9 protein-coding genes and 1 other RNA gene are annotated in these 11,890 nt (G+C 60.3%); 3 read left to right on the top strand and 7 right to left on the bottom strand.

Annotation, left to right across the window (positions count from 1 at the left end; translation table 11 throughout):
• Window positions 1-84: 84 nt before the first annotated feature.
• The 7 genes from QE435_RS11260 to tkt all read right to left on the bottom strand — a co-directional run bounded on the left by QE435_RS11260 (window position 85) and on the right by tkt (window position 10,600).
• Complete coding sequence (locus tag QE435_RS11260) at window positions 85-1,110, bottom strand: class I fructose-bisphosphate aldolase (RefSeq protein ID WP_349041419.1); 1,026 nt, start codon at window positions 1,108-1,110, stop codon at window positions 85-87.
• A 265-nt stretch (window positions 1,111-1,375) separates the two neighbouring features.
• Window positions 1,376-2,578 carry a phosphoglycerate kinase gene (locus QE435_RS11255; RefSeq protein WP_349041418.1) on the bottom strand — a complete coding sequence of 401 codons (1,203 nt, stop codon included), beginning with the start codon at window positions 2,576-2,578 and terminating at the stop codon, window positions 1,376-1,378.
• Between the two features lie 115 nt (window positions 2,579-2,693).
• Window positions 2,694-4,511 (bottom strand): potassium/proton antiporter, encoded by a 1,818-nt coding sequence (locus QE435_RS11250; RefSeq protein WP_306934159.1) that lies wholly within the window; start codon window positions 4,509-4,511, stop codon window positions 2,694-2,696.
• A 475-nt stretch (window positions 4,512-4,986) separates the two neighbouring features.
• Complete coding sequence (locus tag QE435_RS11245; RefSeq protein ID WP_349041417.1) at window positions 4,987-6,171, bottom strand: YeeE/YedE family protein; 1,185 nt, start codon at window positions 6,169-6,171, stop codon at window positions 4,987-4,989.
• A gap of 72 nt (window positions 6,172-6,243) precedes the next feature.
• Window positions 6,244-7,173, bottom strand: coding sequence for a sulfurtransferase (locus QE435_RS11240; protein ID WP_349041416.1), 930 nt, complete (start codon window positions 7,171-7,173; stop codon window positions 6,244-6,246).
• Window positions 7,174-7,466: 293 nt separating this feature from the next.
• Window positions 7,467-8,477 carry a type I glyceraldehyde-3-phosphate dehydrogenase gene (gene gap, locus QE435_RS11235; RefSeq protein ID WP_306934154.1) on the bottom strand — a complete coding sequence of 337 codons (1,011 nt, stop codon included), beginning with the start codon at window positions 8,475-8,477 and terminating at the stop codon, window positions 7,467-7,469.
• Window positions 8,478-8,617: 140 nt separating this feature from the next.
• Window positions 8,618-10,600, bottom strand: coding sequence for a transketolase (gene tkt / locus QE435_RS11230; RefSeq protein WP_349041415.1), 1,983 nt, complete (start codon window positions 10,598-10,600; stop codon window positions 8,618-8,620).
• Window positions 10,601-10,964: 364 nt separating this feature from the next.
• On the opposite strand from tkt, the gene QE435_RS11225 reads away from it, so the two are divergent.
• The 3 genes from QE435_RS11225 (at window position 10,965) to ssrS (ending at window position 11,868) form a co-directional block, all read left to right on the top strand.
• A complete protein-coding gene (locus QE435_RS11225) occupies window positions 10,965-11,237 on the top strand; it encodes a DUF4164 domain-containing protein (RefSeq protein WP_062427932.1) in 273 nt (90 codons plus the stop codon).
• A 12-nt stretch (window positions 11,238-11,249) separates the two neighbouring features.
• Window positions 11,250-11,627, top strand: a complete 378-nt coding sequence (locus tag QE435_RS11220; RefSeq protein WP_062427933.1) for a cell division protein ZapA — start codon at window positions 11,250-11,252, stop codon at window positions 11,625-11,627.
• An 83-nt stretch (window positions 11,628-11,710) separates the two neighbouring features.
• Window positions 11,711-11,868, top strand: a non-coding RNA gene (gene ssrS, locus QE435_RS11215) — 6S RNA.
• Window positions 11,869-11,890: the final 22 nt, after the last annotated feature.

Below are 11,890 nucleotides of genomic sequence, written 5' to 3'. Positions count from 1 at the left end.
AGCCGCCGTGAAAAGAAAAAGCCGCTCGAGGAGAGCGGCTTTCCGGTACAGTCTCAGATAGGGCTTACGTAGAGAGAAGCGACGTCACGCCGCCTTCTCAAGCTCCTGCTTCCAGTTGCCGCGCGCTGCCAGAGAATTCATCTCGGCGCGGTGGCGGAAGGCGCGCTGGCCGGCGGCGACATTTTCCTGCTTGCCGCCCCAGGCATGGAGTGCCGTTTCCTGCAATGCGCGGCCATAGGAAAAGGTGACGGACCATGGCAGGTCATAGCTCGCATTGATGGCCGAGAGGTGGGCGGTGGCCTCTTCCGACGACTGGCCGCCGGAGAGGAAGGCGATGCCGGGTACAGCGGATGGCACGGTGGCCTTCAGCACCTTCACGGTCTTTTCGGCGACTTCTTCGACGCCTGCCTTGCGGGCATTCTTGCCGTCGATGACCATGTTGGGTTTCAGGATCATGCCTTCCAGATCGACGCGGGCATCGTAAAGATCGGTGAACACGGTGCGCAGCACCCATTCAGTCACCTCGGCGCAACGATCGATGCTGTGTGTGCCGGGTTTGCCGTCCATCAACACCTCCGGCTCGACGATCGGCACGATGCCGGCCTGCTGGCAAAGTGCCGCATAGCGGGCCAGCGCCTGGGCATTCGCCTTGATCGAGCCCCATGTCGGAAGTCCATCGCCGATCGCGATGACGCCGCGCCATTTGGCGAAGCGCGCACCGGCTTCGTAATAGGTCTTCAGTCGATCCGCCAGGCCGTCGAGGCCCTCGGTCACCGTCTCGCCGGGAAAGAAGGCCTGCGGCTTGGCGCCCTTGTCCACCTTGATGCCGGGAACGGCGCCCGCTGCCTTGATGATCTCGACGAAGGGCGTGCCATCAGCCGCCTTCTGGAACAGCGTCTCCTCATAGAGAATGACGCCGGAGATGCACTTCGTCATCGCCTCGTCGGTGCGGAACAGCATTTCGCGATAATCACGGCGGCTGGTTTCTGTCGATTCCAGACCGATCGTGTCGAAGCGCTTCTTGATGGTGCCGGTGGATTCATCCGCCGCCAGCAGTCCCTTGCCGTTCGACATCATTTTAAATGCAATATCTTGAAGACGTTCGGTCATTTCCAGTTCTCCCAATACATAATCATACTCAGATGCCAGACAGAGGCAGAAAGATGGCAGGTTAAGGCCTTGAATCGTTTGAAATAGTTTTAGTCAACGAATGTGTTTCCGAGTATGTGCGGCGCTTGAAATTGCCGAAGAAGAAGACGCTTTATGCGCTGTTTGGTTCCGAAGAGTGAGGCGCTTGCTCAAGAAATAAAACGACCGACGCCGGTTGTGGCGTCGGTCGTTCGTTTTTACTCGGATGTGTTTTGGCAGAGGTGAATTACTTCTGCTCTTGCAGAATAGCGACGCCCGGAAGCACCTTGCCTTCCATCCATTCGAGGAAGGCGCCGCCAGCGGTCGAGATGTAAGTGAAGTCTTCGGCCACACCTGCATGGTTCAGCGCGGCCACCGTATCACCGCCGCCTGCGACGGAGACGAGTTTGCCGGACTTGGTGCATTCGGCGGCATGGCGGGCGGCAGCGACGGTTGCGGTGTCGAATGGTTCGATTTCGAAGGCGCCGAGCGGGCCGTTCCAGACGAGCGTTTCAGCGCGCGAGATCCAGCCCTTGATCGCTTCGACCGACTTCGGGCCGACATCCAGCACCATGGCGTCTTCGGGGATGGCGTTGATATCGACCACCTCATTGGCGGCATTGGCCTTGAACTCGCGGGCCACAACGCCGTCATCCGGCAGGACGATGGCGCAGCCAGCCGTCGCAGCCTCGATCATGATCTGCTTTGCAGTTTCGGCAAGATCATGCTCGCAGAGCGACTTGCCGACCTGTGTGCCGCGTGCAGCAAGGAAGGTGTTGGCCATGCCGCCGCCGATCACCAGCGCATCGACCTTCTTGACGAGGTTCATCAGGAGATCGATCTTGGTGGAGACTTTCGCGCCGCCGACAATGGCAACGACCGGGCGGGCAGGGGCGCCGAGACCCTTTTCCAGCGCTTCCAGTTCTGCCTGCATGGTGCGGCCAGCATAGGCCGGCAGATGGCGGGCGAGACCTTCGGTGGAGGCGTGGGCGCGGTGGGCGGCGGAGAAGGCGTCGTTGACGAAGATATCGCCGTTCTTGGCAAGCTCCGTGACAAAAGCCGGATCGTTCTTTTCCTCGCCCTTGTGGAAGCGGGTGTTTTCCAGAAGCAGGATATCGCCATCACTCATCTTCGCAATGGCCTCGGCCGCAGCCGAGCCAATGCAATCGCTGGCAAAAAGCACGGCGTGGTCCAGAACCTCTTCGAGGGCGGGAGCGATGAGCGAGAGCGACATGTCGGCAACCGGCTCACCCTTCGGGCGGCCGAAATGTGCCAACAGAATGACCTTGGCACCCTTTTTCGAGAGTTCCAGAATGGTGGGTGCCACGCGCTCAAGGCGGGTCTTGTCCGTCACCTTGCCATCAGCAACCGGCACATTGAGATCGACACGAACGAGAACGCGCTTTCCGGAAATGTCGGTGAGGTCGTCAAGGGTCTTGAAGGCGGGCATAGATCGATCCTGTAAAACGTGTTTGAAACAATGTCTTCGGGCGCGACCATACTATGCCTGACCGACGGTGCAAGGCGTTTTCATCACGATGCGGTGACGCTTTCTCACTTCGCGCTCAAAGGCTCTGGCTGCGGGCGCGGCGCTTCTCTCTGCGATGCTCGCGGGCGCGGTGGATGATGTCTTTCAGGCTGATGAAGATCGGCAAGGTGGTGGCGGGCTCCACCGGTTCCAGCGAAATGCCGATGCTGGAGATTGCGTGATTTTCATCGAGATCGCGGACGATCAGGATCAGCGAACCGAGGCGGATACGGTCGGCATATTCCGCCTTTCCGCCAAGGCGGAATTCGATCAATTCGCCAACGGTCAGCGACTGCTCCTGCGCGGTGATCAGCCCCGGGCCATAGGATGCATCGAGCTCTTTGGCCGGGCGCTGTGGCGAAATGGCGAAGGTGCCGAAGATGTCCTCGTCATCGGTGGTCACCGGCTTGGCGCTGGCAAAGAGCCGGTCGAGCAGCTTCGCATTGCTGGGAATGACGAAGAGATAGACGAGATCGTTTTCCCGAAGCCTGCCGGCATATTGATAGCGGATGGATTTACCGTCGCGCACCACGAGAGACGGCATCGCCCAGCGGGGAATGCGCTCGCCCTGCAAAATCGCGCTGCCCTTGGCAACACGATAGGAGATCAGTTCATGGGTTGCTGTGCCGGGGAGGTCCACTTCCAGCTTGTCCACTTCACCCATCCGCGGTGGCACGACGAGGCCGAGGCGGGTTGCGACGGGCTTGATCGTCCAGCCCTGCACCAGAAGCGAGACCAGCACGATGATGAAGGCGGCGTTGAAGTAGATCTCGGCATTGTTGAGCCCGCCCAGTGCCGGCAGAATGGCAAGCAGAATCGAGACGGCGCCGCGCAGACCCACCCAAGCGACGAAGCTGGTTTCCTGCTGGGTGTAGTTGAAAGGCATGAGGCTGAGCCACACGGCAAGCGGCCTTGCGACGAAGATCAGGAAGAGCGCCAGCAGAACAGCGGGAATGATGATGGCCGGAAACTGCGAGGGCGTGGCCAGCAGGCCGAGCATGAGGAACATGATGATCTGCGCCAGCCACGTCATGCCCTCATGGAAGCGGCGGATCGCGCCCTTGGCGAAAATCTTGCGATTGCCCGCGACGATGCCGGCGACATAGACGGCGAGGAAGCCGCTGCCATGCAGCGCGCCGGTAAAGGAGAAGACGAGAAGCGCCAGCGCCAGAACGAGAATGGGGGCCAGGCCGCGATCCATGGTGAAGCGGTTGACGATGTTGACGATCATCAGGCCGCCAAGCAGGCCGAAGATCAGGCCAAGCCCCATCTCTTCAAGGAACATCAGGATGAAGCTGCTGTCGAAGCCTGCCAGCCCCTTGCCACGGCTGACGACTTCCACCAGCGCGATGGTCAAGAAGATTGCCATCGGATCGTTGGTGCCGGATTCGACTTCCAGCGTCGAGCGCACCTGATCGCGGATGTGAATGCCGCCGATGCGCAGCAGGAAGAACACGGCAGCCGCATCGGTGGAAGCAACGATGGAGCCAAGGAGCAGTCCTTCAAGCCAGGAGAAGCCGAGCAGAAGCGCTGCGGCGCCAGCGAAGAACACAGCCGTCAGGACGACACCGACTGTCGCGAGCGTGAGCGCGGGCCGGGAGGACAGCCGAAAAGTCTGCAAGGGCGTGCTGAAGCCGGAATCGAAGAGGATGACGGCGAGCACCAGCGAGCCGAGCATATAGGCGAGCGCGCTATTGGTGAATTCGATGCCGAGACCATCCTTGCCCGCGGCAAGCCCGATCATCAGGAAGAGAAGGAGCAGTGGCGCGCCGAAGCGGTAGGCAATCAGGCTGGAAAAGGCGGCTGCAAGAACAAGAACGTTGGCAACCAGCAGCAACAGATAAAATGATTCCAATGCTCTACCCTTTGCACCCGCGCCCGTGAATCCGGCGCGCAGTGCCACATCTGCCGGTGCCGAATCTTGTGAGCGATTGTTCTGTCGCAAAATGGACCAGAGCAAGGCGGATGTGAGGAAAGATGGAGGATGTGTGGATAGGAGGCTGAAGGAAGACTGCGTGGAATTGCTTGCGCCGATTGTGGTTTGTGACGCGGACCTGCAAACCTCTCCGTCGTCATCCTTGGGCGTGGCCCGCCGCTGACCGGTTTATGGGGCCGGAACTGTCACGACAGCCCTGAATGCGTGGCATCCCCCCTCTGCGCTGCGAGACAGAGGGGGGACCTCTTGGCAAGGTGACGGAAAGAGAAAACCTTTCGCCCAAACACCTCTCCCCAATTTAAACCTGACAGGAGTGGGTCTAGTCCGAGCATGAGCGCGGAGAGGTGGCTGGCCCGTGGTCTCCACTGCCCGGGCACTGTGTCGATAACGCACATCAGCCGCTGATCGCCTTCACCAGTCGCAGTCCAACGAGCGTTCCCAGCGCGCAGAACAGCAAAAACACCCAGCCAGACACAGCACCGGCATGGATGCCTGAGAGCAGCACGCCAACGGTGCAGCCAAGCGCGGTCATGCCGCCCCAGCCCATCAGGAGACCGCCAATGAAGCGCAGTGCAAGGCCTCGCCCGTTCGGCCAGACCGGTTTGAACTGACCGGCAAAGAGCGCCGAGGCGAAGCTTGCCAGAATGAGGCCGCTGACGAAGAGGCCGTTGGGCGAAAGAAGGGCTGTCTTGATGGCGCTGATGCAGCCGCGTGCGGTGTCGAGACCGGCCAGTGTCTCCGGCACCAGTCCAAGCCTGAGGCCGCCGGTGCGCACCACGCTTCCAAGTTCCTGGGTCACACCAAGTGGGGCAATACGAAAATAGGCAAAAGCGCTGATCAAGGCTATGAGGATGCCAGTGAGGACGGGCGGCCAGCGGTCGATGAAAAGAGCGCGAGAAATCTCTGGCAGGGTTGAGGGTGATCGTCGCTCGCGATCCGCCGCATGCAGTCGTCCCTTGCTCCACCAGAGGGCTGCGACCACGAGGAGAAAAAGAAGAGCAAGGCTGAGAAGCAGAGCGCCGGTATAGCCGAGGCTGTGAGGCAACCAGAGCGGCGCGTCATCGAAAACAGTGGCTGTGTAGAGGCTGTTCCAGCTGGCAAAACCGGCAATGAAGCCGAGGCCTGCACCGGCGAGCGCCACCAGCGAGCCAAAGGCGCCTTCTCCGAGCCGGTAGAAATGCGCCGAGAGGCAGGAGCCGGAAAGGGCGGCGCCGAGACCGAAGATGGCGGCGGCGAGCGCCAGCACCCAGCCGACCGGGCCGATATGCGCGCCGGGCGGCAGGCGCCCTGGCTGCGGTACCGGCGCCCATGCGGTCATAACGATCTGGTAGAAGACCGCACCGGCTGCAAGCGCCACCAGAATAGCGATCACGCCACCAGCCTCGCGCTTTTCCACCAGGTCGCGAAAATTGCAGAGAAAGCAGAAGCGGCCGCGCTGCAACACAATGCCGAAGGCGGCACCTGCCAGAAGCGAGAGGGCAAGGATCCGACCGCCGCTTTCCTGCGAGAGAAACCAACCCCAGATGCCGATCAGCAGGAGGAGGGCGACGGAGATGAGAGGGGCAATCCGGATTGTCATGTCGCGACCAAGTATGGGACATCCGGCAGGTGCCGAGGCACCCACCGGACGGGGAGGAACGTGAATTGGGGATTACTTGCCGTTCCAGACGGTGCCGGCGGGGTTCTTCACCGGCACGCCGACGGCATTGCCGTACTCGGTCCAGGAGCCGTCATAGTTCTTGACGTCGTAGTCGAGGATTTTCTTCAGCGCGAACCATGTGTGACTGGACCGCTCGCCTATGCGGCAATAGGTGATGATGGGTTTGGAGCCGTCGATGCCCTTCTCCGCATAGATAGCCTTGATCTCGTCCGCCGATTTGAAGGTGCCATCCTTATTGACGATGGTGCCCCAGGGCACGTTGACCGCGCCTGGTATGTGGCCAGCGCGCACCGAAAGCTCCTTCACGCCATCGGGCGCGAAGATCTTGCCGTTATATTCGTCGGCGGAGCGGATATCGATGAGCTTGATATCGTGCTTGCCTTCGGCCACGGCCACGACCTCTGAAAAGCGGGCACGGATGGCCGGATCGCGATCCGGCAACTCGATGTTGCTGCCCTTCGTCTCGATGGCTGCGGTGTCGAGCGGCAGCCCTTCCGCTTCCCATAATTTGCGCCCACCATCCAGAAGCTTCACACGGTCGCCGAGACCATAGGTTTCGAAGACCCAGGCGCCCCAGGCGGCGAACCAGTTGTTGTTGTCGCCGTAGAGAACAATGGTGCTGTCCTTGTCGACGCCCGCCTGGCGCAGAAGCTTCTCGAAAGCTTCGCGGCTGGCGATATCGCGTCGGGTCGGATCGACAAGATCAGTGTGCCAGTTGAGGTTCTGTGCGCCCGGTATATGGCCACGCTCGAAGACGCCCGGATCGACGCTGACTTCAAAGATCTTTACCTTGGGGTTCTTCAGATTGTCCTGGACCCATTGCGCGCTGACCAGCGCGTCCGATGCGCTCGCGCCCGTCGCTGCGGCGAGCGATAAAAGCGTTGCTGTGGCAATTGCGGAATACCCCTTCAAACCCGACATGATCTCTCCTTTGGCCTGTCGATTGCGGCGATGGCTGAAGATGATCCAGGCGGCGGCAAGAATGAAGAAATGGTATTCCATAAAATTAGTGGAAAATAGATTGCTCAACTTAAACGTATATATTCGCATCATAAAGACGGTAAAGAAGCGATGATTTCCAAATTTTGATTACTTATGGTTGCCGTCTCAAGCGAGCTGTTCATTGGAGCCAATGCCGGCCTTTCGCCGGGCGCAAAAACAAAAACCGGCGGGATCGCTCCCACCGGTTCTTTGGATCGGTACTGACTGCCGGATCAGATGGTCTTGGCGAAAGCCACGGCCGTGTCGGACATGCGGTTGGAGAAGCCCCATTCGTTGTCGTACCAGGAGAGAACGCGCACGAAGTTGCCTTCCATGACCTTGGTCTGGTCGGTGGCAAAGATCGAGGAGTGGCTGTCGTGGTTGAAGTCACGCGATACCAGCGGCTCGTCGGTGTAGCCGAGAACGCCCTTCAGCGCGCCATTCGAGGCAGCCTTGATGGCGTCGTTGATTTCGGCAACGGACGTGTTCTTCTTGGCGACGAACTTGAAATCGACGACCGAGACATTCGGCGTCGGAACGCGGATGGACGTGCCGTCGAGGCGACCCTTGAGGTGCGGCAGAACCAGGCCGACGGCCTTGGCAGCGCCCGTCGAGGTCGGGATCATCGAAAGTGCTGCGGCGCGGGCGCGGTACAGATCCTTGTGCATGGTGTCCAGCGTCGGCTGGTCGCCGGTGTAGGAGTGGATCGTCGTCATGAAGCCATGGTCGATGCCGATCAGGTCATCGAGAACCTTGACGACCGGCACGAGGCAGTTGGTGGTGCAGGATGCGTTGGAGATGACGAGGTGATCCTTCGTCAGCTGGTCGTGGTTGACGCCGAAAACAACGGTGAGATCAGCGCCGTCAGCCGGAGCCGAAACGATGACGCGCTTTGCGCCAGCCGTCAGGTGAGCGGCAGCCTTGTCGCGGGCGGTGAAGATGCCTGTGCATTCCAGCGCGATGTCGACGCCGAGTTCGCCATGCGGAAGCGTTGCCGGATCGCGAACGGCGGTCACCTTGATCGGCTTGCCGCCGCCGACGATGATCGAGTCACCTTCGACCTTCACATCGGCCGGGAACTTGCCGTGAATGGAGTCGTAACGCAGCAGGTGCGCATTGGTCTCAACAGGGCCGAGGTCGTTGATGGCAACGACTTCAATGTCGGTGCGGCCGGATTCAACGATGGCACGAAGGACGTTACGGCCGATACGGCCGAAGCCGTTAATGGCTACTTTTACAGTCATTTGCAGTCTCCCGATCAATAAGTCTGGTTCTCAATGGATAACATGAACGCGAAGCGGCGAAGGCTTGGGGCCTCCACCGCTTGCGGCGGTCGACAGCCGAAGGTGGGGCGCGGAAAGCACCTTTCCTCCGGCCAATGGGATCAGCCGAGCTTTTCTTCGGCTGCGGCGACAACCGCTTCTGCGGTGATGCCGAAGTGCGGGAAGAGGTCCTTGGCCGGTGCAGAAGCACCGAAGGACTGCATGCCGACAAAAGCGCCGTCATTGCCGATGAAGTAATCCCAGCCCTGGCGGATTGCCGCTTCGACGGCGATCTTGACCGGCGCGTTGCCGATGATGGCCTGACGATAGCTCTCCGGCTGCTCCTTGAAGAGTTCGAAGCAGGGCACGGAAACGACGCGGGCGGAAATGCCCTTGTCCTTCAGCGTGGCGGCGGCCTTCAGCGCAAGCTCCACTTCCGAGCCGGAGGCGAAGATCGAGACCTTCGCGTCGCTTGCCGAAACCAGTTCGTAGGCACCATAGGCAACGAGGTTCTTCTCCTCATAGTCTTTGCGAGCGGGCGTCAGGTTCTGGCGTGTGAGCGCCAGTGCAGACGGACGATGCTTTTCATGCAGGGCAAGCTGCCAGGCTTCTGCCGTTTCCGTCTCGTCTGCCGGGCGGAAGACCAGGAGGTTCGGAATGGCGCGCAGCGCTGCAATCTGCTCCACCGGCTGGTGGGTCGGGCCGTCTTCACCAACGCCGATCGAGTCATGCGTCAGGACGTGAACGACGCGGATGCCCATAAGTGCGGCAAGGCGGATCGACGGACGGCAATAGTCCGAGAAGATCAGGAAGCCGCCGGAGTAGGGGATCAGGCCGCCATGCAGCGAAATGCCGTTCATGGCTGCAGCCATGCCGTGTTCGCGAATGCCGTAATGCATATAGCGACCGGAGAAGTCCGTCGGCGTGATCGACACCATCTGGCTGGTCTTGGTGTTGTTGGAAGGCGTCAGGTCGGCGGAGCCGCCGAGCATTTCCGGCACCACGCCGTTGATGACTTCGAGCGTATCTTCGGATGCCTTGCGGGTGGCAACCGTCGGGTTGTTGGCCGCAACCTTCTTCTTGAAGGCGTCGATGGAGCTGTCGAAATTGCCGGGCAGATCGCCGGCGAAACGGCGCTTGAACTCGGCCTTCTTCTCACCTTCTACCGCTTCCAGACGGGCTTCCCACTCCTGGCGGGTCTTGGTGGAGCGCAGGCCTGCCAGACGCCATGCATCGAGCACGTCTTCGGGAATGACGAAGGGTTCGGCTTCCCAGTTCAGGTGCTTGCGGGTTGCGGCAATTTCTTCTGCGCCAAGCGGCGAGCCGTGAACCTTGTGGGTGCCAGCCTTGTTCGGTGCGCCGAAGCCGATGGTGGTCTTGGCGGCGATGAAGGTCGGGCGGTCGGACTTGTGGGCTTCTTCGATGGCTGCGGCAATCGCTTCCGGATCGTGGCCGTCGATCTCGATCGTGTGCCAGTGAACCGCCTTGAAGCGTTCGATCTGGTTGGTGGAATCGGACAGGCCGACTTCGCCGTCGATGGTGATGTTGTTGTTGTCCCAGAAGAGGACGAGTTTGTTCAGGCGCAGATGGCCTGCAAGCGCGATCGCCTCATGGCTGATGCCTTCCATCAGGCAACCGTCGCCGCACAGCGCATAGGTGTAATGGCTCTGCAGATCGGAGCCGAATTCTTCTTCCAGCTTGCGCTCGGCAATTGCCATGCCGACGGCATTGGCAATGCCCTGGCCGAGTGGGCCGGTGGTGGTCTCGATGCCGGTGGCATGGCCGTATTCCGGGTGGCCGGCGGTCTTGGAGCCGAGCTGACGGAAGCGCTTGATCTCGTCGATCGTCATGTCCTCGTAGCCGGTGAGGTACAGGCACGAGTAGAGCAGCATGGAGCCGTGGCCAGCGGACAGCACGAAACGGTCGCGGTCGGGCCAATGCGGCGCCTTGGGGTCGAATTTCAGATAGCGGGTAAAGAGGACCGTGGCGACATCCGCTGCACCCATCGGCAAGCCAGGGTGGCCGGAATTGGCCTTCTCCACAGCATCCATGGCAAGAAATCGGATTGCATTGGCCATCCGGTCGTGTTTGTCGCGAGAAATCATGGCTTTTCCGTCTGTTCCGGGTGAAAGGAGATAGTCGTTCTAACTATCCAAAAAGCGGGTTGATCCATAGCAGGTAGGGCGGCTCTGTCAACAAATGCGGCCTTTGTTGCGGTTCGTTCGGCAACAAAAATCGTTTCGCATCCGCCTGCCATGCATTCGACCAATCCTCCTCCCAAGCTGTGGCCATAATCGGGCAGGGCGACTTCACGGGATCGTTGGCAAGCTGCATTCATCCACAGCGCAAAGTGCTTGAATGTATTGGTTTGATTGACGCGGGCGCAAAACGGGTAATATCGTGTCTTGGCCTTGAGTGATATCGGGCGGCAACGATTCGGCTTGCCGCTGACGCGGTTTGGAAGAAACGATGACGGCGGAAAAAACAATACAAGTCGCGCTGTCGGAGCTCAGCTCCGCAATCACCAGCCTGGAAAACGCCCTCGACATGCGCCTCGAGCGCCAGCGGGAAAGTGCCGAGGTGGAGGGTGAGGTCAAGCGCGTGCACGTGGATCGTGCCCGTCTTGCCCAGGAGCTCGACCAGTCGCAGTTCCGCGCCAATCGCCTGGAAGAGGTGAACCGCGAGGTCTCGCGCCGTCTTGTCACGGCCATGGAAACCATCCGCGCCGTGCTGGACAGATAAGAGGAGGCCCCCATGGCTCAAGTCACCGTGATGATCGACGGCAAGGCCTACCGCATGGCCTGCGAAGCCGGGCAGGAAGACCACCTCACCGATCTCGCCGCCCGTTTCGACCGCTATGTCGGCCATCTGAAAAGCCAGTTCGGCGAGATCGGCGATTTGAGATTGACCGTCATGGCCGGCATCATGATCACCGACGAGATGTCCGAGCTGTCGCGCAAGATCGAAGCGCTGGAAAACCAGGTGGCGTCCTTGCAGCAGAACCGCGACGGCATGGCCGAAAGCAAGGCGAAGGCCGACGAGCAGATCGTGCTCGCCATCTCCGATCTCGCCATGCGGTTGAACGGCATTACCGAAAAGCTGGTTGAGAGGCCGAAGCCTTCGGTCAATTGAGCCTGCGCCTCACATAAGCGGTGCCATCAAGAATATCCTCGACAGCCTCTTTCGAAACGCGCCGATCCATCATATATAGAGAGTGCGTTCTGCGCTTCTCGACAGGAACCACAATCCCTGGGGCCATACTCGATCCAAAGGGAGCTGTCCCTGTCCGGCCTCGTGGGGCTGGACACACGGTGCCCACCTACTTTTGTAGGCACCCAGGATCGTAAATCTCCATCGGTCGTCGCGGACGCACTTTACTTTTTTAGCTTAGGCGA

Origin of the sequence: Agrobacterium sp. SORGH_AS 787, assembly GCF_030819035.1 — a bacterium.
Taxonomy (GTDB): domain Bacteria; phylum Pseudomonadota; class Alphaproteobacteria; order Rhizobiales; family Rhizobiaceae; genus Agrobacterium; species Agrobacterium larrymoorei_B.
This window is presented reverse-complemented; position numbering and strand designations above follow the sequence as displayed.